Source organism: Halomonas sp. DN3, from assembly GCF_024137905.1.
Lineage (GTDB): Bacteria > Pseudomonadota > Gammaproteobacteria > Pseudomonadales > Halomonadaceae > Halomonas > Halomonas litopenaei.
Genome location: NZ_CP099965.1, coordinates 1,154,902 through 1,176,599, shown reverse-complemented (window position 1 = coordinate 1,176,599; position 21,698 = coordinate 1,154,902). Strand labels below are relative to the sequence as shown.

Annotated in this window: 18 protein-coding genes; 8 read left to right on the top strand and 10 right to left on the bottom strand. The window is 65.9% G+C overall.

Going from position 1 to position 21,698, the window contains the following annotated elements:
* Positions 1–221: 221 nt before the first annotated feature.
* On the bottom strand, positions 222–1,499 hold the full coding sequence (gene serS / locus NKF27_RS05250) for a serine--tRNA ligase (RefSeq protein WP_253555598.1): 1,278 nt from the start codon (positions 1,497–1,499) through the stop codon (positions 222–224).
* 341 nt (positions 1,500–1,840) lie between these two features.
* Here serS and NKF27_RS05245 point away from each other — a divergent pair, with 341 nt between their 5' ends.
* A complete protein-coding gene (locus tag NKF27_RS05245) occupies positions 1,841–4,987 on the top strand; it encodes an FAD-binding and (Fe-S)-binding domain-containing protein (protein WP_253555597.1) in 3,147 nt (1,048 codons plus the stop codon).
* A gap of 97 nt (positions 4,988–5,084) precedes the next feature.
* On the top strand, positions 5,085–7,028 hold the full coding sequence (locus NKF27_RS05240) for a sodium:proton antiporter (RefSeq protein WP_253555596.1): 1,944 nt from the start codon (positions 5,085–5,087) through the stop codon (positions 7,026–7,028).
* Positions 7,029–7,084: 56 nt separating this feature from the next.
* Here the strand turns inward: NKF27_RS05240 and trpC are convergent, their stop codons facing one another.
* The 5 genes from trpC to NKF27_RS05215 form a co-directional block, all read right to left on the bottom strand.
* Positions 7,085–7,885, bottom strand: a complete 801-nt coding sequence (gene trpC, locus NKF27_RS05235) for an indole-3-glycerol phosphate synthase TrpC (RefSeq protein ID WP_108131493.1) — start codon at positions 7,883–7,885, stop codon at positions 7,085–7,087.
* Between the two features lie 45 nt (positions 7,886–7,930).
* Positions 7,931–8,950 carry an anthranilate phosphoribosyltransferase gene (trpD, locus tag NKF27_RS05230; protein WP_045994365.1) on the bottom strand — a complete coding sequence of 340 codons (1,020 nt, stop codon included), beginning with the start codon at positions 8,948–8,950 and terminating at the stop codon, positions 7,931–7,933.
* 19 nt (positions 8,951–8,969) lie between these two features.
* Positions 8,970–9,551 carry an aminodeoxychorismate/anthranilate synthase component II gene (locus NKF27_RS05225; RefSeq protein WP_045994387.1) on the bottom strand — a complete coding sequence of 194 codons (582 nt, stop codon included), beginning with the start codon at positions 9,549–9,551 and terminating at the stop codon, positions 8,970–8,972.
* 266 nt (positions 9,552–9,817) lie between these two features.
* The gene (gene trpE / locus NKF27_RS05220; protein WP_045993597.1) at positions 9,818–11,299 is read right to left on the bottom strand and encodes an anthranilate synthase component I; all 1,482 of its coding nucleotides are present in this window, start codon (positions 11,297–11,299) and stop codon (positions 9,818–9,820) included.
* A 323-nt stretch (positions 11,300–11,622) separates the two neighbouring features.
* A complete protein-coding gene (locus NKF27_RS05215) occupies positions 11,623–12,288 on the bottom strand; it encodes a phosphoglycolate phosphatase (RefSeq protein WP_253555594.1) in 666 nt (221 codons plus the stop codon).
* A gap of 127 nt (positions 12,289–12,415) precedes the next feature.
* Here NKF27_RS05215 and NKF27_RS05210 point away from each other — a divergent pair, with 127 nt between their 5' ends.
* Positions 12,416–13,714 carry an NAD(P)/FAD-dependent oxidoreductase gene (locus tag NKF27_RS05210; protein ID WP_108131491.1) on the top strand — a complete coding sequence of 433 codons (1,299 nt, stop codon included), beginning with the start codon at positions 12,416–12,418 and terminating at the stop codon, positions 13,712–13,714.
* Positions 13,715–13,981: 267 nt separating this feature from the next.
* On the opposite strand, the gene NKF27_RS05205 is transcribed toward NKF27_RS05210, so the two are convergent.
* Genes NKF27_RS05205 through rpe form a run of 3 tightly spaced genes read right to left on the bottom strand, consistent with a single transcriptional unit; the run spans position 13,982 to position 15,987 of the window.
* Positions 13,982–14,839, bottom strand: coding sequence for a mechanosensitive ion channel family protein (locus NKF27_RS05205; RefSeq protein ID WP_253555593.1), 858 nt, complete (start codon positions 14,837–14,839; stop codon positions 13,982–13,984).
* Positions 14,840–15,244: a GIY-YIG nuclease family protein gene (locus NKF27_RS05200; RefSeq protein WP_367399251.1), complete on the bottom strand. Its 405-nt coding sequence runs from the start codon at positions 15,242–15,244 to the stop codon at positions 14,840–14,842. It lies immediately after the preceding gene.
* A 53-nt stretch (positions 15,245–15,297) separates the two neighbouring features.
* The gene (gene rpe, locus NKF27_RS05195; protein WP_083970258.1) at positions 15,298–15,987 is read right to left on the bottom strand and encodes a ribulose-phosphate 3-epimerase; all 690 of its coding nucleotides are present in this window, start codon (positions 15,985–15,987) and stop codon (positions 15,298–15,300) included.
* A 268-nt stretch (positions 15,988–16,255) separates the two neighbouring features.
* On the opposite strand from rpe, the gene cysP reads away from it, so the two are divergent.
* From cysP to NKF27_RS05170, 5 genes are all read left to right on the top strand, one after another.
* Complete coding sequence (cysP, locus tag NKF27_RS05190) at positions 16,256–17,278, top strand: thiosulfate ABC transporter substrate-binding protein CysP (RefSeq protein WP_301271180.1); 1,023 nt, start codon at positions 16,256–16,258, stop codon at positions 17,276–17,278.
* A gap of 24 nt (positions 17,279–17,302) precedes the next feature.
* Entirely contained in the window at positions 17,303–18,166 is an 864-nt protein-coding gene (cysT, locus tag NKF27_RS05185) for a sulfate ABC transporter permease subunit CysT (RefSeq protein WP_253555592.1), read from the top strand.
* Positions 18,166–18,993, top strand: a complete 828-nt coding sequence (gene cysW, locus NKF27_RS05180; protein WP_108449783.1) for a sulfate ABC transporter permease subunit CysW — start codon at positions 18,166–18,168, stop codon at positions 18,991–18,993. The genes cysT and cysW overlap by 1 nt, the downstream gene beginning before the upstream one ends.
* Entirely contained in the window at positions 18,990–20,132 is a 1,143-nt protein-coding gene (locus NKF27_RS05175) for a sulfate/molybdate ABC transporter ATP-binding protein (RefSeq protein WP_253555591.1), read from the top strand. Before cysW ends, NKF27_RS05175 begins: the two co-directional genes overlap by 4 nt.
* Positions 20,133–20,369: 237 nt before the next feature.
* A complete protein-coding gene (locus tag NKF27_RS05170; RefSeq protein WP_045991784.1) occupies positions 20,370–20,957 on the top strand; it encodes a YajG family lipoprotein in 588 nt (195 codons plus the stop codon).
* Between the two features lie 88 nt (positions 20,958–21,045).
* Here NKF27_RS05170 and NKF27_RS05165 read toward each other — a convergent pair whose 3' ends face one another.
* Complete coding sequence (locus NKF27_RS05165; RefSeq protein WP_045991785.1) at positions 21,046–21,681, bottom strand: thiopurine S-methyltransferase; 636 nt, start codon at positions 21,679–21,681, stop codon at positions 21,046–21,048.
* Positions 21,682–21,698: the final 17 nt, after the last annotated feature.

The following is a 21,698-nucleotide window of genomic DNA, read 5'->3' as shown; positions in this document are numbered from 1 at the left end:
AAAGCGGCCGGGGTCCGGTGCCATGTCGCCTAAGCCCGTTACGCCCAAGCTCGTTACGCGAAAGCCCGTCACGTAAAACCCCGTGACGTAAAAAGCCCGTGACGTAAAAAGCCCGTGACGCAAAAGCCCCGGTGGTCTTGACCACCGGGGCTTTTGCTTTTGCTTGTGCTTAAGCAAGGGCTTGAGCAAGGGCAAGCGCGCCTGCCCCTCTCAAGGACGGATCAAGCGTTGATGCGCTCGACCCCGCCCATATAGGGACGCAGCACCTCGGGAACGGTGATGGAGCCATCCTCGTTCTGGTGGTTTTCCATCACCGCGATCAGGCAGCGCCCCACCGCCAGACCGGAGCCGTTGAGGGTGTGCAGAAGCTGCGGCTTCTTTTCACCCTTGGCGCGGAAGCGCGCCTGCAGGCGGCGTGCCTGGAAGTCCTCGCAGTTGGACACCGAGGAGATCTCACGGTAAGTGTCCTGGCTCGGCAGCCAGACCTCGAGATCGTAGGTCTTGGCGGCGGAGAAGCCCATGTCACCGGTGCACAGGGTCACCACCCGATAAGGCAGCTCGAGCGCCTGAAGGATCGCCTCGGCGTGGCCGCGCATTTCCTCCAGCGCCTCGTAGCTCTTGGCCGGATCGACCAGCTGGACCATCTCGACCTTGTCGAACTGGTGCTGGCGGATCATCCCGCGGGTATCGCGACCGTGGGAACCTGCCTCGCTGCGAAAGCAGGGAGTATGGGCGGTCAGCTTCAACGGCAAGGCGCCAGCGTCGACGATCTCGCCACGCAGCAGGTTGGTCAGCGGCACCTCGGCGGTGGGGATCAGGTGGAACTCGCGCTCGTCGTCGAGCTTGAACAGGTCCTCGCCGAACTTGGGCAACTGGCCGGTGCCGTAGAGCGAGTCCCGGTTGACCATGTAGGGCACGTAGCACTCTTCGTAGCCGTGCTCCAGGGTCTGCTTGTCGAGCATGAACTGGGTCAGGGCGCGGTGCAGGCGAGCGATCGGCCCGCGCATCACGGCGAAGCGAGCGCCGGTCAGCTTGGCGGCAACCTCGAAGTCCAGATCGCCCTTCTTGGCTCCCAGGTCGACGTGATCCCTGACCTCGAAGGCGTACTCGCCGGGGTTGCCCCAGCGCGACACCTCGACGTTGTCGTCTTCGCTTGCGCCTTCGGGCACGCTGGCGTGGGGCAGGTTGGGAATCCCCGCAGCGATGTCTTCCCACTGGCCCTGCACCTCGGCCAGCGCCACCTTGGCGGCGTCCAAGCGCTCGCCCAGGTCACTGACCTCGTCGAGCAGCGGCTGGATGTCCTCGCCGGCGGCCTTGGCCTTGCCGATCGCCTTGGAGCGAGTGTTGCGCTCGTTCTGCAAACGCTCGGTCTCGGTCTGCAGCTCGCGACGGCGGGATTCCAGCGAGCCAAGCGCCTCGCTGTCGAGAGAGTAACCGCGGGTGGCCAGTCGTTGGGCGAGCGTATCGAGGTCGCCGCGCAGCAGTTTCGGATCGAGCATGGAGTCTGGTCCGTCGCCTGAGTGAAAAGAACATGTCGGATGCGGAAGGCGTCACCTGGGGCCGTGCGTCACCATCGCCAGCGTCGGACGCTGCTCTCGGGCCCCACCGTGAGGACTGCCGAAAAGCGCCCCGCTGGTGTGCCCTGGGACCACCCTCCGCGCAGGCGACACATTGTAGGCAAAAGCGAGAGGCGGCGCCATCGACCGGGGGCGAGCGCCCGCTTCTCTCGCGATCGGGATGCACCCACCCCCCGAGACGCGGTAAAGTGGACGCCCTCCCATTCTCCTGCCCTGTCGATAGCGCCAGCCGCGCCGCCGCGGGGCCTGTATCGACCGAGACCATGATCGCACCACTGCCCCTAGCTGATGCCGCGACCCCACTGGACCAGCACTATGTCGACTTTCTCAAGGCCCTGAAGGCGGAAGGTTTCGAGGGCGAAATCGCCCCGGACTACGCCAGCCGCACGGTACTGGCCACCGACAACTCGCTCTACCAGCGCCTGCCCCAGGCGGCGGTGTTTCCGCGTCACGCAGCTGACCTCGAGCTGCTCGGCCGGCTCGCCGGGCGGGAAACCTTCCGCAAGGTGGCCCTGACACCACGTGGTGGCGGCACCGGCACCAACGGCCAGTCGCTGAGCGACGGCCTGGTGGTGGACGTCTCCCGGCACATGAACCAGATCCTCGAGATCGACGTCGACAACCGCCGGGTACGGGTCCAGGCCGGGGTGGTCAAGGACCAGCTCAACGCCGCCTTGAGGCCCCATGGGCTGTTCTTCGCACCGGAATTGTCCACCTCCAACCGGGCGACCATCGGCGGCATGATCGCCACCGACGCCAGCGGCCAGGGCAGCTGCGAATACGGCAAGACCCGCCACCATGTGCTCGAGCTCGACAGCGTACTGATCGGCGGCGAGCGCCTGATCAGCGCCGCGGTCGACGAGGACGAACTCGAGACCCTGTGCGCCGAGGACTCGGCCCGAGGCCGCGCCTATCGCGCCGCCCGCAAGATCATCGAGCAGGAGCGCGAGCGCATCGAGGAAATCTTCCCGCCGCTCAACCGCTGCCTGACCGGCTACGATCTGGCCCACCTTCGCGACGACGACGGCCGCTTCAACCTCAACAGCGTGCTGTGCGGCGCCGAGGGCTCGCTGGCGCTGACCAACGAGGCGGTACTCAACGTGCTGCCGATCCCGCGCCACTCGATCCTGGTCAATGTGCGCTACCCGAGCTTCATGGCGGCCCTCGCCGACGCCAAGGCGCTGATGGCCGGCGGCTCGTCACCTGAAAAGCCGCAGGCGCTTCGCCCCACCTCCATCGAGACCGTGGACGACAAGGTGTTGAAGCTCGCCATGGAGGACTTCGTGTGGGACTCGGTGGCCGAGTTCTTCCCGGTGGATGACGGCCCGGCCATCGAGGGCATCAACCTGGTGGAGTTCAACGACGACGACCCCGAGCGCCTCGAGGTCCGGGTCGACGCCTTCTGCCGGGGACTCGAAAGCGACACCAGCGTCACCCGCCTGGGCTTCACCCAGGCCGTCGGCCGTGACGCCATCGGTCGGGTCTACGCCATGCGCAAGCGCTCGGTGGGCCTGCTCGGCAACGTCAAGGGCGAGAAGCGCCCGCTGCCCTTCGTCGAGGATACCGCGGTCCCCCCCGAGCACCTGGCCGACTACATCGCCGAGTTCCGCGCCCTGCTCGATGCCCGCGGGCTCGAGTACGGCATGTTCGGCCACGTCGACGCCGGGGTCTTGCATGTGCGCCCGGCGCTGGACATGAAGGACCCGCGCCAGCAGGCGATGATCCGCGAAATCTCCGATGAGGTGGCGGCGCTGACCCAGCGCTACCACGGCCTGTTGTGGGGAGAGCACGGCAAGGGTGTGCGCTCGGAGTACGCGCCAGCTTTCTTCGGGGAGCTCTACCCCAGCCTGCGACGCCTCAAGGGTGCCTTCGACCCGCACAACCAGCTCAATCCCGGCAAGATCGCCACGCCGCTGGTGGAGACCGACGAAGCGGCCAACAGTCAGCCCGAGCCCGGCGCCAGCCTCAGCGACCCAGGCCTGCTGGCCATCGACGCGGTGCCCATGCGCGGCGACTTCGACCGTCAGATCGACGAGCGGGTATGGCAGGCCCACGCCGACGCCGTCTACTGCAACGGCAACGGCGCCTGCTACAACTATGATCCCGACGACGCCATGTGCCCGTCGTGGAAGGCCACCCGGGATCGTGTGCACTCGCCCAAGGGCCGCGCCAGCCTGATGCGCGAATGGCTGCGCCTGCAGGGGAAGGCCGGCATCGACGTGGTCGAGGAGTCACAGCGCAAGAAGGATGAGACCGCGCTCGGCTGGCTCGCCCACCTGCCCCGCCGCGCGCTCAACAGCCTGCGCGGCAAGGACGACTTTTCCCACGAGGTCTACGACGCCATGGCCGGCTGCCTGGCGTGCAAGTCCTGCGCCGGCCAGTGCCCGATCAAGGTCAATGTCCCGGCCTTCCGCTCTCAGTTCCTCGAGGTCTACCACGGACGCTACCTGCGACCGCTGCGCGACTACCTGATCGGCGGGCTCGAATTCCTGCTGCCGGCGCTGGCGCCACTGGCCCCGGCCTACAACGCGGCACTCGACAACCGCCTGGTGGACCGGCTGATGGCCCGCGGCCTCGGCATGGTCGACAGCCCCCGGCTGTCACGCGCCCGGCTCAAGAAGCAGCTCAAGGCCTGGGGCGTGGCCGAGGCCACCCCGCTGACGCTGGGACGCCTCAGCGAGCGCCAGAAGGCGCGCAGCGTGATCCTGGTGCAGGACGCCTTCACCAGCCACTTCGAAGCCAGACTGGTCGCCGACGTGGTGGAGCTGCTGTCGCGCCTCGATATCCGCGTCTTCGTCGCGCCCTACAAGCCCAACGGCAAGCCGCTCAACGTCCAGGGCTTTCTCGGCGCCTTCGAGCGCACCGCCCGCAAGCGTGCCCGAGAGCTCTCCACCCTGGCCGCCAGCGGCGTGCCGCTGGTGGGCATCGACCCGGCGATGACCCTGACCTATCGCCAGGAGTACGTGAAGGCACTGGGTGAGCAGGCGGTGCCTGAGGTGCTGATGCTGCAGGAGTGGCTTTCGAGTCTGGGCGCCTCGCTGGTGCCCTCGGGACTCGACCTGAGCGAGGAAGCCCCCTTCCAGCTGCTGTCCCACTGCACCGAGAAGACCCAGGCGCCGGGCAGCCCCAAGGCCTGGCAGCAATTGTTCGAACGCTTCGGGCTGCGCCTGGCGCCGCTGCCCTCCGGCTGCTGCGGCATGTCCGGCACCTACGGCCACGAGGCACGCAACCTTGCGACCTCGCGTACCATCTACGCCCAGTCCTGGGAACCGGTGGTGCAGGAGCACGGCGGCAGCGGTCGCCTGCTGGCCACCGGCTACTCCTGTCGCAGCCAGGCCCGACGCTTCTCCGACAGCCAGCTGCCGCATCCGCTGCAGGCGCTGCTCGGCGCACTTCGTCGGGCGAGCTGAGTCAGACCATCGTTGACGCCTATGATGGCGATGGTTTGCATGATCGACGCCGCGTCAGTACGCTGCGCGGCTTTTCCCGTTTCGGAGTCGACCGACCATGGAGCATGCCGGACTCACCCTGGCGGCCGTTGGCCTGCTGGCGCTGGGCTCACAGTGGCTGGCCTGGCGCCTCAAGGTCCCCGCCATCCTGACGCTGTTGATCGCCGGCATTGCCGCAGGCCCGGTGACTGGCCTGCTCGACCCCGACGCCCTGTTCGGCGAGCTTCTGTTCCCGCTGGTGTCACTGGCGGTGGCGGTGATCCTGTTCGAGGGCAGCCTCACCCTGAACTTTCGCGAGCTGGGTGGCCATGGCCGCACGGTGCGTCGGCTGGTTACCTGGGGCGCCCTGATCACCGCCCTGTGCGGAGCGCTGGCTGCCCGCTGGCTGCTGGGCCTGAGCTGGGAGATGGCGAGCCTGCTGGGGGCGCTGCTGGTGGTCACCGGCCCGACGGTGATCCTGCCGCTGCTGCAGACCCTGCGCGCCCGCGAGCACCTGACCCAGATCCTGCGCTGGGAGGGCATCCTGATCGACCCGGTGGGCGCCATCGGCGCGGTGCTGGTCTACGAATTTGTCGCTCTGGGCTCCGGCACCCAGGCGCTTCCGCATACCCTGATGCTGTTCGCCCAGACCGCGTTGATCGGCTTCGGCTTCGGCGTCGCCGGCGGCTATCTATGGGGCCAGGTGCTGCGCCAGCACCTGCTGCCTCAACGACTGCACAGCTTCGGCACCCTGATGACCATGCTCGGTCTGTTCACCCTGTCCAACACCCTGTTTCACGAGTCGGGCCTGTTGACGGTGACGGTAATGGGCGCCTGGCTCGCCAATATGCGTGGCGTGCCCACCCGGCCGATCATCGAGTTCAAGGAGACCCTGTCGATCCTTCTGATCTCGGGTCTGTTCATCCTGCTGGCGGCACGCCTGACGGTCGAGCAGCTGGCGCTGCTGGGCTGGCCGGCCTGGGCCTTTCTGGCGGTGCTGCTGTTGCTGGTGCGTCCGTTGGCGGTGTGGCTGTGCACCCTGGGCAGCGGCCTGGACTGGCGCGAGAAGAGCCTGCTGGCGTTCATCTCGCCCCGCGGCATCGTCGCCGCCGCGGTGGCCTCGCTGTTCGCGTTGCGGCTGGAAGAGATCGGTGTGCCCGGCGCTGACCGGCTGGTGCCGGTGACCTTTCTGGTGATCATCGCCACGGTGGTGTCCCAGAGTCTGTTGGCTCGCCCGCTGGGCGACTGGCTGAAGGTGCGCCGTCCCTCGGCCCACGGCGTGCTGATCATCGGCGCCAACCCGGTGGCCCGGCAGATGGCCCACTGTCTGCGCCAGGCCCGACTCGGCGTGCTGCTGACCGACTCGAGCTGGGACGCGGTGCAGGCCGCCCGCGCCGAGGGGCTCTCGGCCTACTACGGTGACCCGCTGTCTGAACACGCTGCCCAGCATATGGAGCTGAGCGGTATCGGCTACCTGATGCCGCTGTCACCCTACCGAGAGCTCAATGATCTGGCCGCGCTGCACTTCGAGCATCTGCTGGGCCAGGGCCAGGTGTTCCGCCTGGCGGTCAACCTGGGGCGCCAGGCCCGGCGCCAGCACGCCACCGCCATCGAGCATGTTCCCTATCTGTTCGGCCGCGAGATGACCTTTGCCCAGCTCTCGAGCCTGGTCGAGCGTGGGGCTCGCTTCGAGGTCGAACGGCTCGACGAAGCACCCCGCTCACGGGCGCTGCTGCGCGCGAGCGGCGACAAGCGTGCAAGTGGAGAAAGGGGAGAAAGGGGAGAAAGACGCCCAGGTCACGCCCACAGCACAGACACCCGGCAAGCGCCCCTCCAGGCCAGGGACGTCGCCAGCGCGAGACGTCAGGGGGCTTTCCCCGGCGATACCGACTCGGCGCCGCTGATCTGTGTCGGCACTTCCGGGCGGCCGCGCATCGCCACCGCCGACGCGCCGCTGACACCACGCAAGGGCGATCATGTGATCCGCCTGGTCATGCCAGACCGGCAAAGTAGTCGGAAATAAAAACACCTCGGGCCGGTCGATGACCGGCCCGAGGTGTCTTCAGGCGAGTACAGGACTCAGAAGAACAGTCGCCGCAGGGCCTCGCCCGGGTCCTCTTCGCGCATGAAGGCCTCGCCCACCAGGAAGCCGTGGACGTCGTTCTCGCGCATGCGCAGCACATCGTCGCGGCTGTGGATGCCGGACTCGGTGATCACCGTGACCTCGGGCGGAATCCGCGGCAGCAGTTCCAGGGTGGTCTCGAGTCGGGTATTGAAGGTATGCAGGTCGCGGTTGTTGATCCCGACCAGATCCAGATCGAGCGCCAGCGCCCGCTCCAGTTCCTGGGCGTCGTGGACCTCCACCAGCACGTCCATGCCAAGCTCGCCGGCCTGCTGGTGCAGGTCGCGCATCTGGGCGTCCTCCAGGGCGGCGACGATCAGCAGGATGCAGTCGGCGCCGATGGCCCGCGCCTCGCTGACCTGGTAGCCGTGGACGATGAAGTCCTTGCGGATCACCGGCAGACTGCACGCCTCGCGGGCGGCAATCAGGTAGTCCTCATGGCCCTGGAAGAAGTCAGCGTCGGTCAGCACCGAGAGGCAGGCCGCCCCACCCCGGGCGTACTGAGCGGCGATCTCGGCCGGGCGAAAATCCTCACGGATCAGCCCCTTCGAGGGTGACGCCTTCTTGACCTCGGCGATCACCGCGGCGTCGCCGTCGCGGATCCGCTCGGCCAGCGAGATGACGAAACCGCGCGGTGCATCCTGCTCTCGCGCACGCGCGAGCAGCGCCTGCTCGCTGACCTGGCGGCGTCGGCTGGCGACCTCCTCGTCCTTGCGCTCGAGGATTCGCTCGAGGATCGTCGGGGTGGCATTGGCCATGTTGTGATTCTCCTTGCGGCCCGTCGGGCTCTTTTCAGAAAGGTCCTACTGAGCGAACACCCGGGTAAAGTGGGCCAGTTCCTTCATCTTTTCCAGCGCCAGCCTGGTTCCCTGGGCGTCCTGGGCCATCAGCACGCCTTCCTTGAGGGAATCGGCCACGTCGGCGGCGTAGAGGGCGGCGCCGGCGTTGAGGGCGACGATATCCGCCGCAGGCCCCTCACCCGAAAGCGCCTTCTCGACCAGACGCAGGCTGTCTTCGGCGGTCTTGACCTTGAGCGGAGCGAGCGACTGACGCTCGATACCGACATCCTCGGGGGTCAGGGTATAGCGGTGGATCTCGCCATCCTTGAGTTCGGCGATGCGGGTCGGCGCCGCCAGCGAGATTTCGTCCAGGCCGTCTTCGGCGTGGGCCACCAGCACATGCCGACTGCCGAGCTGACGCAGCACTTCCACCATCAACTCCAGCAGGTCGGCGTGGTAGACGCCGAGCAGCTGATTGGGCGCACTGGCAGGGTTGGTCAGCGGCCCTAGAATATTGAACAGGGTGCGCACGCCCATCTCGCGGCGCGGACCGATGGCGTGACGCATGGCCGGGTGGTGGTTGGGCGCGAACATGAAGCCGACGCCGACCTCCTCGATGCAGCGGCCCACCTGTTCGGCGTCCAGATCCAGGCCGATGCCGGCCACCTGGAACAGATCGGCACTGCCCGAGGACGACGACACCCCTCGGTTGCCGTGCTTGGCCACATGGGCGCCGGCGGCGGCGGCGACAAAGCTCGAGGCGGTGGATACATTGAACAGGTTGGCGCCGTCCCCACCGGTGCCGACGATATCCACGACGTTGTCGCAGGACAGCGTTACCGGCGTCATCAGGTCGCGCATCACCTGGGCGCAGCCGCTGATTTCCTCGGCGGTCTCGCCCTTCATCGCCATCCCCATCAGAAAGGCAGCGACCTGGGCGTCGCTGGCCTCGCCGGTCATGATGGTGCGCATCACCGCATAGGCCTGCTCTCGGCCCAGGTTCTCCCGGCGCATCACCGCCGCGATGGCATTGGTCATCTGCATGCAAGTCTCCTGATGGTAGTCAGTGGCGCTCGAGGAAGTTGGCCAGCATCTCGTGTCCCTGTCGCGACAGGATCGATTCCGGGTGGAACTGCACCCCTTCGATGGGTAGCTCCTTGTGGCGCAGGCCCATGATCAGGCCGGGGGTGACGTCGTCGTCATCGGTCCAGGCGGTGATCTCGAGACACTCCGGCAGACTCTCGCGCTCCACCACCAGCGAATGGTAGCGGGTCACCGAGAGCGGATCATCGAGGCCCTTGAACACGCCCTGTCCGGCATGGCGAATGTCGGAGGTCTTGCCGTGCATGACCTGGGGCGCACGGACCACCTTGCCGCCGAACACCTGGCCGATGGCCTGGTGGCCGAGGCACACACCGAGCAGCGGCAGCTTGCCGGCGAAGTGGCGAATCAGCTCCAGCGAGATGCCGGCCTCGTTGGGCGTGCAGGGCCCCGGCGACACCACGATGTGGCTGGGCGCCATGGCCTCGATCTCGTCGAGGCTGATGGTGTCGTTGCGTCGGGTTACCACCTCGGCGCCCAGTTCGCCTAGGTACTGGACGATGTTGTAGGTGAAGCTGTCGTAGTTATCGAGCATCAAGATCATGGTGGCTCCAGGATTCAATATTGGGCTTCACCCAGCGAGACGACCCACACACAAAAATGCCGCCTCGCGGGCGGCACTTTCGCTGTCCTGACCGTCGTTGTCCAGACCGTGGTCCGCGACACCCCGGCGCTCAGGGTTCCTCCGCCCGCTTCAGTCGAAGGGGCGCCACCACTGCTGGCGATCACGGGACGGTGCGGAGGTCATATTCATCATGGGCTTATAGTGTGTGTCGTGGTCATGGCTGTCAAGCGGATGTCAGGCCGAACTCAGCGCAGTCCCTGCTCGGCCATGGCCACGGCACGAAACAGCGCACGCCCCTTGTTCAGGGTCTCGTCCCACTCGGACTGGGGCACCGAGTCCGCCACCACGCCGGCGCCACACTGGACGTGCAGTTGACCGTCCTTGATCACCGCGGTGCGGATGGCGATGGCGGTGTCCATGTTGCCATGCCAGGACAGGTAGCCGACGGCCCCGGAGTAGACGCCGCGCTTGACCGGTTCGACCTCGTCGATGATCTCCATCGCGCGGATCTTGGGCGCTCCGGACAGGGTGCCCGCCGGGAAGGTGGCGCGCAGCACGTCCATGGCGCTGTAGCCCGGCTTCAGCTTGCCGGTGACGTTGGAGACGATGTGCATGACGTGGGAGTAGCGCTCGATGGCCATCTGATCGGTCACCTCGACGCTGCCGGTCTCGGAGATGCGGCCGACGTCATTGCGGCCCAGGTCGATCAGCATCAGGTGCTCGGCGACTTCCTTGGGGTCGGCCAGCAGGTCCTCCTCCAGCGCCTTGTCCTCCGCCTCGGTCTTGCCGCGCACCCGGGTGCCGGCGATCGGACGCACCGTCACCATGCCATCCTCCAGGCGGGTCAGGATCTCCGGCGAGGCACCCACCACATGGTGGTCGTCAAGGTTGAAGAAGAACATGTAAGGCGACGGATTGAGGCTGCGAAGAGCCCGATACAGGTCCAGCGGCTCGGCCTGGAACTCGATCGACATGCGCTGGGACGGCACGCACTGCATCACGTCGCCGGCCAGCACGTACTCCTTGATCCTTTCCACCGCCGATTTGAAGCCCTCTTCGGTGAAGCCGGAGGTGAAGTGCCCCTCCTCCACCGCCGGGCGTGCGTCACCGGGCACTCGCGAGGCCACCGACAGCGGGCTGCGCAGGGCGTCTTCCAGGGCGCTCAGCCGGGCCTGGGCGGCGCTGAAGGCCGAGGGCGTGGAAGGATCGGCGTGGGTCCACAGGGTCAGACGCCCATAAAGGTTGTCGAACACCACCAGCTCATCGCACACCATCAACAGGATGTCCGGCACCCCGATGGGGTCGTCCTTCTCCACACCGGCCAGGCGCGGCTCGATATAGCGGATGGTGTCGTAGCCGAAGTATCCCACCAGTCCGCCGTCGAAGATCGGCTGGTTGTCGAGCACCGGCACCTTGAAGCGACGCTGAAACTCCTCGATCCAGGCCAGCGGATCTTCCACTTCGGTGGCGCCGGTCACGTCACCATCGACAATATGCTGAACCTGATAGCCCCGCACCTCGATGCGTTCGCGACAGGGCAGACCGATGATCGAGTAACGCCCCCACTTCTCGCCGCCGGTCACCGACTCGAGCAGAAAGGTCCAGGGCTGATCGGCCAGTTTCAGATAGGTGGACAGCGGCGTGTCCAGGTCGGCCATCATCTCGCGGGTGATGGGAATACGGTTGTAGCCGGCCTGGGCCAGCTCGTCGAAACGCTCGGGGGTCATCATGCCCAGATCCTCAATTCAAGAGACGAAAGTGACAACGACAAGAACGGAGTAACGGTCACCATCGCCAACCGCAGGACGTCGTAGGCAGCGACGCAGACAGATGCGGACAGGACATCGAGGAGAAGCAAGGCTGGGCCATGGGCAGTCCACCAGCGAAACGAATGAATGAAGCCAACGAGTGACAGACCGCTACCGCGAGACCCGTGCGCCGCGCTCGCGGATTCCACACGACGGGATTCCCTGTGACGGGCGCCTGGCAAGACCTGCAATAGCGAGGATTTATCGGCATGACGCTAGCGATAGTGTCATGCCAAAAAACCCTAAACGAGTTGTTCCAGCGATTCAACCACCAGATCCGGCTCGCTCAGACTGATCGGCTCGCCGTGATTGTAGCCGTAAGGCACCGCCACGGTACGGAAACCGGCGGCCTTGCCCGCCGCGACATCGTGACGGGAGTCGCCCACCATAAGACAGTACGAGGGACAGACGTCGAACTGCTGGGACAGGTGTCGAAGCGGCATGGGGTCAGGCTTGCGACGAGGCAGGGTGTCGCCACCGAGGCAGGCGGAAAAGAAGCCATCGATACCCAGATGCTCGAGGATCGGGTGGATGAAGGCCTCGGGCTTGTTGGTGACCAGACACAGGATCAGACCCCGCCCGAACAGCCGCTTCAAGGTCTCCGTCACCCCCGGATAGAGCCTCGTCCTGTCGCAGGGACGGCGATGGTAGTGCTCGAGGAAGCGCTCGTGGGCGGTCTTCAACAGCACCTCGCTGGGGGCCTCGCCCAGTGCATCGGTCAGGGCACGTTCCAGCAGCACCAAGGCACCATTGCCGACCCAGTCGCGCACCCTGGCTTCGCCTGCCGGCGCCAGTTCGACGTCGATCAAGGCGGCATCCACCGCCGCTGCCAGGTCCGGGACCGAATCGATCAGGGTGCCATCCAGATCGAAGGCCACCAACAGCACCCCCTCCAGGGCGTCACCCATAGGCCGTCTCCTCGACTATGCCGAAATTGGAATATCTATGCGCGGCGCACATTCTGGCGCAAGCGCCGTGGTCAGCCAAGCACTTATCTGTCTATGATGGCGCTCCACCTTTTTTCTGGAGCTCATCATGAGCAAACCCACCATCGTGGTTGTCGGCGGCGGCGCCGGCGGCCTTGAGCTGGTCACGCGCCTGGGACGACGGCTCGGCAAGAAGGACAAGGCCGACATCGTGCTGGTCGATCGCAATTCGACCCACATCTGGAAACCGCTGTTGCATGAGGTCGCCACTGGCGTCCTCGACTCGGGCCTCGACGAGATTTCCTATCAGGCCCACTCGGCGGCCAACGGCTACCGCTTCCAGCGCGGCACCCTGTGCGATCTGGATCGCGAGTCCCGCCAACTGACCCTGGCCCCCATCGTCGATGACGAGGGCAACGAGATCCTGCCGGCGCGGCGTCTCGACTACGATCACCTGGTACTGGCGGTCGGCAGCGTCAGCAACGACTTCGGCACGAAAGGCGTGGCGGACCACTGCCACTTCCTCGACAGTCCCGCCCAGGCCGAAGGCTTTCGCCAGGCACTGCTCAATACCTTCATGCGCTACAGCACCCGGCTCGAGGATCAGGATCCCTGCATTACCGTGGGCATCATCGGGGCCGGGGCCACCGGCGTCGAACTGGCCGCCGAGTTGCACGACGCCTCGCGCATGCTCAAGAGCTACGGCTTTACCGCGCTGGGCCGCGAGCACCTGCGGGTCCACCTGATCGAGGCCGCACCCAAGGTGCTGCCGGCGCTGCCGGACCGCATCAGCGGCGCGGTGCACAAGGAACTCGAGAACCTGGGGGTCAAGGTCCATGTGGACACCCGGGTGACCATGGTCGACGAGCGCGCCATCCACACCACCGACGATGACGCCATCGAGATCGACCTGGGGGTGTGGGCCGCCGGCATCAAGGCTCCGGCCTTCCTGGCAGAACTGGGGCTGGAGGTGGAGCGCAACAACAGGGTCAAGGTGGCCGCCACCATGCAGAGCATCGATGACCCGCGCATCTTCGCCTTCGGCGACTGCGCAAGCTGCCCCCAGGAAGACGGCACGGTGGTGCCACCCAGGGCCCAGGCCGCCCACCAACAGGCCGGCGTGCTCTACCGCAACCTGTGTGCCGTGGTCGACGGCAAGCCGCTCAAGGAATTTGTCTTCCGCGACCGAGGCTCGCTGATTTCGCTGGCCCACTTCGACGCCATCGGCAGCCTGATGCGCGCCGCCTCGGCCCGTAGTCTGTTCATCGAGGGTAACCTGGCGCGCTTCTTCTACGCCTCGCTCTACCGCATGCACCAGCGCGCCATCCACGGCACGGTCAAGACCGCGATGATGGTGGTGGTGGATGGGCTTAACCGCTTCCTCAAGCCCAGGCTAAAGCTGCACTAGGGCTTGTCTGAAAAGTGCCTGCGCTCGGTAATACGGCGTTAAAAATCGGATCAAAATGCTCATTTACACCCCGTAAACTGCGCTTTCTCACCGATTTTTTGCCTTGTCTAACCTTCGCTCGTCGACTTTTCGTACAGCGCCTAGGGCTCGTCTGAAACGTGCCTGCCCGCACACCCCTGAAAGACTTCGCACTGTGCGTTTACAGCAAGAGAGGCTGCCCCAGGGCAGCCTCTCTTGCTTGTCGTCATCGACAGCACCACATCCTGCTCAGGCGTTGGCCTGGGACTCGTCCTTGGCGTGGTGATAGAGGTGCACGTCACGCTGGGGAAAGGGAATGCTGATGCCTTCGCGATCGAAGCGACGCTTGATCTCCTCGGTCATCTCCCAGTAGACGTCCCAGTAGTCGGATGCCTGCACCCAGGGCCGCACGATCCAGGTGATGGCGGAGTCGCCCATGGCATTCATGCGGATATTCGGCGCCGGTTCGCTGAGCACGCGAGGGTCGTCGGCGACCACGCTCTCCAGCACCCGACGCACGGTATCGATGTCGTCGTCATAGCCGACCCCCACCGTCAGATCGACCCGACGAGTGGCGTGGGCAGAATAGTTGACCACGGCACCGCTCATCATCTGGCCGTTGGGCACGATGATCTTGCGATTGTCCGGTGTGCTCAGCTCGGTGCTGATGATCTGCACATCCTCGACGGTGCCGCTGACCCCACCGGCCTCCACGTAGTCGCCGATCCGGTAGGGGCGGAAGATGATGACCATGACCCCGGCGGCGAAGTTGGCAAGCGACCCCTGCAGGGCCAGACCCACCGCCAGACCGGCGGCACCGATCACCGCGATCAACGAGGCGGTCTGGATACCGATCCGGCTGATGGCGGCCAGGATCACGAAGGTCAGCAGCAAGGCATACAGGATGTTGCCGAGGAACTTGACCAGCAGGGGTTCGACGTCGGCACGCTGCATGCCCTTGACCACCACCCGGTGTACCGCCTTGGCCACCCAGCGCCCGATGATGAAGATCGCCGCCGCGGCGACCAGATTGATCAGAAACTGCAGCCCGGTGGTCGAGGCAAACTCGATCAGGGCCTCCACGTCCAGCTTTTGCAGGAACTCCATCTACCTCTCCTTGTATGTCGTTTTCGTTATCGAAGTACGATCCTGCTCAACCACCGCCCTCGCTTCGTCAGTGCTGATGCGCGCCGCCAGCCACTGGCGCTTGCGACGCACCGACATGCGCTTGACGGCGATTTCCAGCCGGCTGGCGTCACCTCGCGTGCCGACCGGCTCCTGATGGCGAAGCGTCAGCGGGCCCTTGCCACGCAGCGCCTTGGCGCCCTTGCCGCTGCGGTGTTGCTCGACACGCCTGGCGACATCGGTGGTAATGCCGGTATAAAGCGCCCCGACCGCCGTCTCGACGATATACAGGTACCACGTCGTCGTTGCCGCCGCCGGCAGCTCGGGTACTGGCTCGCCTGAGACAGGCTCATCTGAGACAGGCTCGACTAAGCCCGGCTCATCCAAGCCCGGCTCGCCTAAGCCCGGCTTGCCTGAGCCAGCATAGTCCGAATCGCCAATCACCGCGTAGAGGCCAGGCGCGAGCGAAAGTCGGCGATGATGCTGTCGTAGCCGTGGGGGTCCTCGTCGCGACGCGCGCCGAACACCGCGGAGCCCGCGACGAAGGTGTCCGCCCCGGCGCGCGCGATCTCGGCGATATTGTCTACCTTCACGCCACCATCCACCTGCAGACGAATATCCCGTCCGCTGGCGTCGATGCGCGCACGCGCCTGGCGCAGCTTGTCGAGCGTCGCCGGGATGAACGACTGCCCGCCGAAGCCCGGATTGACGCTCATCAGCAGCACCATGTCGACCTTGTCCATCACGTAGTCCAGGTAGGACAGTGGCGTCGCCGGGTTGAACACCAGTCCCGCCTTGCAGCCGCCGTCACGAATCAGCTGCAGCGAGCGATCGATATGTTCGGAGGCCTCGGGGTGGAAGGTGATGTAGCTGGCACCGGCATCGATGAAGTCACCGATCAGTCGATCCACGGGCTTGACCATCAGGTGGGCATCGATGGGCGCGGTGACGCCATGCTTGCGCAGCGCCTCACAGACCATCGGCCCGATGGTCAGGTTAGGCACGTAGTGATTGTCCATCACGTCGAAGTGGACGATATCGGCACCCGATGCCAGCACGTTGTCGACCTCTTCTCCCAGGCGGGCGAAGTCAGCGGACAGGATCGAAGGCGCGATCAGGAAGTCGTTCATGGAGTCATCCGAGGAGAGAGTCATGGTGGAGGCCACAAGGGCTCGACGAAAAGCGGCATTCTAGCAGTTGGTCCCGCCCGCATCAGCGATCTTCCTCCACGTCTTCTGCCGATTCGTCCGGTTGCAGTCGTCTATAGTATGCGCGTTGCGACATCTCATATTCCAAAAAGTTTTAACAAACAGGATTGTAATTCCTTAAAATTAGCCTTAGCCTTCGTTGCGATCCGCCGATTTCCCCGGCCCACCCCCGACGTCAAGGAACCCCGACATGAAGCTGCCCCCGATCCTGCGCCGTACCGCCCTGTCCCTGTCCCTGGCCGCCGGCCTCGGCGGTGCCATGGCCTCGCCGGTAATGGCCGAGGACAAGGAGCTGCTCAACTCGTCCTATGACATCGCCCGCGAGCTGTTCGCCGCCATCAACCCGGCGTTTCAGCAGCACTGGCAGGCAGAGAATGACGGTGAGCTGACCATCAAGCAGTCCCACGGCGGCTCTTCCGCCCAGGCCCGCGCCATCCTGCAGGGCCTGAAGGCCGACGTGGTGACCTACAACCAGGTCACCGACGTCCAGGTACTGGCCGATGCCGGCCTGGTCGCGGAAGACTGGCAGAGTCAGTTGCCCAACAATGCCTCGCCTTACTACTCCACCACCGCCTTCCTGGTGCGCAAGGGCAACCCCCAGGGTATCGAGAGCTGGGAAGACCTGGCCGCCGAGGGCGTCGAACTGGTGTTCCCCAACCCCAAGACGTCCGGTAACGGCCGCTATACCTACCTGGCCGCCTGGGGTGCCGCCGAGCGCAACTTCGACGGCGACGAGGACCAGGTGCGCGAGTTCATGAGCGACTTCCTCGGCAATGTGAAGGTGTTTGACACCGGCGGTCGCGGCGCCACCACCAGCTTCATCGAACGTGGCATCGGCGACGTGCTGATCAGCTTCGAGTCCGAGGTCAACAATATCCGTGACGAGTACGGCAGCGACGAATACGACGTCATCGTGCCGCCGGTCAGCATCCTCGCCGAGTTCCCGGTGGCGGTGGTCGAGGAGAACGCCGAGCGCAACGGCAACCTCGAGCTCGCCCGTGCCTACCTCGACTACCTCTACACCGAGGAGGCCCAGCGCCAGCTGGCAGGCTTCAACTACCGCGTCCACAACGAAGCGGTGAAGGAAGAGTTCGCCGATCGCTTCCCCGAGACCGAGCTGTTCGAGGTTCAGGACGTGTTCGGTGGCTGGGACAGCGCCATGGACACCCACTTCAAGAGCGGCGGCGAGCTGGACCAGCTGCAGCGTCGCTGATCGTCAAGGCAAGCGACCCATCCCATGCACAAGGCCATCTCCCTGCCCTTTGCCCGATCCGCCCGACGCCGCGTGCTGCCGGGCTTCGGCCTGTCTCTGGGCATCAGCCTCACCTTCGTCTCGCTGGTACTGCTGCTGCCGCTGACCGGCCTGGTCGGCCAGCTCAAGGGGCTGTCGATGTCCGAGTACTGGTTCATTATCAGTGAACCCCGCGTGGTGGCAAGCTACGTCACCACCATCGGTGGCGCCCTGGTGGCGGCGCTGGTCAACGCCGTGTTCGGGCTGTTGATGGCCTGGGTGCTGGTGCGCTACGACTTCCCCGGCAAGCGCCTGCTCGATGCCCTGATGGACCTGCCCTTCGCGCTGCCCACGGCGGTCGCCGGCATCACCCTGGCAACGCTCTACTCGTCCAAGGGCTGGATGGGACAGCTGCTGGAGCCGTTGGGCTGGCAGGTGTCCTACACCTGGGTCGGCATCGCCCTGGCCATGGCCTTCACCAGCATCCCCTTCGTCGTGCGCACGGTGCAGCCGGTGCTCGAGGACCTGCCCGCGGAAATCGACGAAGCCGCCATGAGTCTGGGCGCCCGCGACGGCGTGGCCTTTCGTCGGGTCATCCTGCCCCACCTGTGGCCGGCCCTGGTCACCGGCACCGGGCTCGCCTTCGTGCGCTCCCTGGGCGAATTCGGTGCGGTGATCTTCATCGCCGGCAACATGCCCTACGAGACCGAGATCACCTCGCTGATGATCTTCGTCAAGCTGCAGGAGTACGACTACGTGGGGGCCTCGGCCATCGCGTCGGTGGTGCTGGCGACCTCGCTGGCGCTGCTTTTGGCGATCAACCTGTGGCAGGGACGCTTTATCCGCCGACTGCACGGAGGACGCGGCTGATGCAACGAATCGGTGACGCCCCCTGGCTCAGGCGCAGCCTGATCGCACTGGCGGTAACGCTCTCGGCACTGTTTCTGCTGCTGCCGCTGCTGGCCATCTTCGCCCAGGCCCTGGCCGAGGGTGTCGGGCCCTTCATCGCCAATGTCACGGATCACTTCACCCTGGCGGCGATCGGCCTGACCCTGTTCATCACCCTGCTGACGATCCCGGTCAACCTTGTCTTCGGAGTCATGCTGGCCTGGCTGGTGACCCGCTTCGCCTTCCCCGGACGGCGCCTGCTGCAGACACTGATCGACATCCCCTTCGCCATCTCGCCGGTGGTGGCGGGCCTGGTCTACCTGCTGCTCTACGGCCGCAACGGCTGGATCGGCGGCTGGCTGGATGCCCACGACATCCAGCTGATGTTCGCCTGGCCCGGCATCCTGATGGTGACCATCTTCGTCACCTGCCCCTTCGTCGCCAGGGAGCTGATCCCGCTGATGCAGGCCCAGGGCTCGCGCGAGGAAGAAGCGGCGGTAACCCTCGGCGCACGCGGCTTTACGCTGTTTCGCCGGGTGACCCTGCCCAATATCCGCTGGGCCCTGCTCTACGGCGTGATCCTGACCAACGCCCGGGCGGTGGGTGAATTCGGCGCGGTCTCGGTGGTCTCCGGGGCCATCCGCGGCGAGACCAACACCCTGCCGCTGCACGTGGAGCTTCTGTATCAGGACTACAACACCGTCGGCGCCTTCGCCAGCGCCGCCCTGCTGGCGCTGATCGCCCTGCTTACCCTGGCCGCCAAGGCCACGCTCGAATGGCGCGCCACGCGCCGGGAGGCCCTGACATGAGCATTCGTCTCGACCATATCCAGAAGCACTTCGGACGCTCCCAGGCGCTGTCTCCCATCGACCTGGACATCAACAGCGGCGAGCTGATCGGCCTGCTGGGCCCGTCCGGTTCCGGCAAGACCACCCTGTTGCGGATCATCGCCGGGCTCGAGACACCGGACGACCACCCCGACTGCCGCATTCTGTTCGGCGAACGCGACGTGACCCATGTCCACGTACGTGACCGGCGTATCGGCTTCGTGTTCCAGCACTACGCGCTGTTCCGCCATATGAGCGTGTTCGACAATGTCGCCTTCGGCCTGACCGTGCTGCCCCGCCGCGAGCGTCCCTCAAGCGGCGAGATCCGCTCCCGGGTCATGCAACTGCTGGAGATGGTGCAGCTGTCTCACCTGGCCGAACGCTATCCGGCGCAGCTCTCCGGCGGGCAGCAGCAGCGTGTCTCGCTGGCACGCGCCCTGGCCCTCAAGCCAGAGGTGCTGCTGCTCGATGAACCCTTCGGGGCGCTCGATGCCAAGGTCCGCCAGGAGCTGCGCCGCTGGCTCAGGCACCTGCACGACGAGCTGGGCTTCACCAGCGTGTTCGTGACCCACGACCAGGAGGAAGCGCTGGAGCTGTCTGACCGTGTGGTGGTGATGAGCAACGGCCGCATCGAGCAGATCGACACTCCGGAGACGCTGTACCGTCAACCGCGCAATCGCTTCGTGTTTGAATTCCTCGGCGACGTCAATCATCTGGAAGGCGAGGTTCGCGGCGGCGTGCTGACCTGCGGTGAGGCGCGCCTGACACTGGACCTGGACGACGGCCCTCAGGAGATCCTGCTGCGCCCCCACGAGGTACAGGTGGCCGCCGCCCCCAGTGCCGACGCTCACCTGCCCGCGGTGGTCACCGCGGTGGTCCCGGTGGGCGCCGAAGTGCGCATCGAGCTGAACGCCGACTGGATGGACGAGCCCTGGATGGCGACCCTGAGCCATGGCGACGCCGAACGCCTGGCGCTGGGTCGTGGTTCCCGGGTCTACGCCCTGCCCCGCCGCTGGCACCACTATCCAGACAGTCGGCCCGATAGCCAGCAACCGGACAGGCCTGGTGACCACGCCGCCAAGGATAGCGCCAAGCGTCACGAGTCCGGCGCCACTGTCTAAGCGCCGCCAAGGGTGGCGCCACTGTCCAAGCGCCGCGATTTCGGCGCCACTGTCCAAGCGCCGCGAATCCGGCGCAGACGCCCACCTGGCGGGCCTTGTCCGCTTCGATCAGCCCAGGAACTTTTGCTGCACGCCCCCCTCTGATAGACGTACTATCGCCCGTCCAGGCAAAGCCTCGTCCGACGAGTGCGCACTACGGTGCGATTTCTACCGATAACACGACAAGGAGTTCCCCCTATGCTTCGTCGCCTTCTGTTGGGCGCCGCTGGTGTGACCGCGCTGCTCGCGCTCAGCGCCTGCTCGAGCCCCCACCATCTGCAGCCCGACCCCAAGCGCAGCGTGGCCGTGCCGGCCTCCGGCTCTGGCCAGGCGGTCACCGTCATCGCCGCCGATGACCGCCCCTCGGACGTGCTCGGTACCCGCAGCGGCAGCGCAAGCTCCACCGCCACCATCAGCGTCAGCCCCCACGAGATCGTGCCGAGGCTTCAGGCCGAGGTGGAGCGGGCGGTGCGCGAGATGGGCTTCAGCCCCACCGCCGAACCGGCTCCGGGCCGCCCCAGCCTGACGCTGACGCTGAAGAAGCTGAGCTATGAACGCGGCCAGAGTCAGCCGCTGGTGGACGAGGCCAGACTGGAAAGCGTCATCGAGGCCGAAGCCAGCAATGACGGCCAGACCTACACCGGCACCTACACTTCGCGCCGCGTGCAGAGTTATGCGGTGAAGCCGGACAAGGCAACCAATCAGCGCATGGTCACCGACCTGCTCACCGACGGTCTGAACCGGGCCTTCGCCGACCCGGAGCTGGGCCAATTGCTGGCCCGCTGACGCTCGCCCGCCCCGCGGGGCGGGCCAGGCAGGCACACGACAGCGCGCCGCCCCTTGTGGGTGGCGCGCTTTGGTTTGATGCACTCAATCACTCGTCGGTGGTGGGACCACGCCGTACCAGCGCCCAGACCGACTCACGAAAGCCATTGGCTTCGGGCTCGCCGTCTTCCAGGTGGGTGACGATGAAGTTGGGGTCGAACAACCGCCTCACTTCGGCGCCGTCCACATGGAACGGCGGACCGTCGTCGCCGCTCCGACTCAGACTGACCAGCAGCCCCCGCGCGCCAGGCGGTATCAGCTGGGCCAGGTGAAAGGCGTAGCGCTGGCGGGTGGCCTCGGGCAAGGCGATCAGGGCGGCGCGATCATAGAAGGCGCCGATCTCCGAGGCCTGGGCGATATGGAAGTGAAAGAAGTCACCGCACCATAGCTCGATACTGCCCTGACGCAGAATCGCGAAACCGTCCTGCTGGTAGCGCGACACCTCCCCTCGGCCATCTTCCACAAACTGTTCGAGCGCGCGCTCCGACAGCTCGATGCCGAGCACCGGATGTTGATGCTCGGCCAGCCAGCGCATGTCCAGGCTCTTGCCGCACAGCGGCACCAGCACCTTGGTCCCGGGAACCGCCCCCAGCATCGGCCAGTGGCGGATCAGTGCGGGATGAACGCTATCGCGATGAAAGCCGATGCGCCCCTCTTCCCAGCGTTTCAACCAGTGTTCGTGCATCGAATTCTCTGTCCCGG

What these genes read in the sequence shown, in the direction of transcription:
- serS (WP_253555598.1), bottom strand. Translation starts at nt 1,499, where the DNA reads ATGCTCGATCCGAAACTGCTGCGCGGCGACCTCGATACGCTCGCCCAA.
- NKF27_RS05245 (WP_253555597.1), top strand. Translation starts at nt 1,841, where the DNA reads ATGATCGCACCACTGCCCCTAGCTGATGCCGCGACCCCACTGGACCAG.
- NKF27_RS05240 (WP_253555596.1), top strand. Translation starts at nt 5,085, where the DNA reads ATGGAGCATGCCGGACTCACCCTGGCGGCCGTTGGCCTGCTGGCGCTG.
- trpC (WP_108131493.1), bottom strand. Translation starts at nt 7,885, where the DNA reads ATGGCCAATGCCACCCCGACGATCCTCGAGCGAATCCTCGAGCGCAAG.
- trpD (WP_045994365.1), bottom strand. Translation starts at nt 8,950, where the DNA reads ATGCAGATGACCAATGCCATCGCGGCGGTGATGCGCCGGGAGAACCTG.
- NKF27_RS05225 (WP_045994387.1), bottom strand. Translation starts at nt 9,551, where the DNA reads ATGATCTTGATGCTCGATAACTACGACAGCTTCACCTACAACATCGTC.
- trpE (WP_045993597.1), bottom strand. Translation starts at nt 11,299, where the DNA reads ATGACCCCCGAGCGTTTCGACGAGCTGGCCCAGGCCGGCTACAACCGT.
- NKF27_RS05215 (WP_253555594.1), bottom strand. Translation starts at nt 12,288, where the DNA reads ATGGGTGACGCCCTGGAGGGGGTGCTGTTGGTGGCCTTCGATCTGGAT.
- NKF27_RS05210 (WP_108131491.1), top strand. Translation starts at nt 12,416, where the DNA reads ATGAGCAAACCCACCATCGTGGTTGTCGGCGGCGGCGCCGGCGGCCTT.
- NKF27_RS05205 (WP_253555593.1), bottom strand. Translation starts at nt 14,839, where the DNA reads ATGGAGTTCCTGCAAAAGCTGGACGTGGAGGCCCTGATCGAGTTTGCC.
- rpe (WP_083970258.1), bottom strand. Translation starts at nt 15,987, where the DNA reads ATGAACGACTTCCTGATCGCGCCTTCGATCCTGTCCGCTGACTTCGCC.
- cysP (WP_301271180.1), top strand. Translation starts at nt 16,256, where the DNA reads ATGAAGCTGCCCCCGATCCTGCGCCGTACCGCCCTGTCCCTGTCCCTG.
- cysT (WP_253555592.1), top strand. Translation starts at nt 17,303, where the DNA reads ATGCACAAGGCCATCTCCCTGCCCTTTGCCCGATCCGCCCGACGCCGC.
- cysW (WP_108449783.1), top strand. Translation starts at nt 18,166, where the DNA reads ATGCAACGAATCGGTGACGCCCCCTGGCTCAGGCGCAGCCTGATCGCA.
- NKF27_RS05175 (WP_253555591.1), top strand. Translation starts at nt 18,990, where the DNA reads ATGAGCATTCGTCTCGACCATATCCAGAAGCACTTCGGACGCTCCCAG.
- NKF27_RS05170 (WP_045991784.1), top strand. Translation starts at nt 20,370, where the DNA reads ATGCTTCGTCGCCTTCTGTTGGGCGCCGCTGGTGTGACCGCGCTGCTC.
- NKF27_RS05165 (WP_045991785.1), bottom strand. Translation starts at nt 21,681, where the DNA reads ATGCACGAACACTGGTTGAAACGCTGGGAAGAGGGGCGCATCGGCTTT.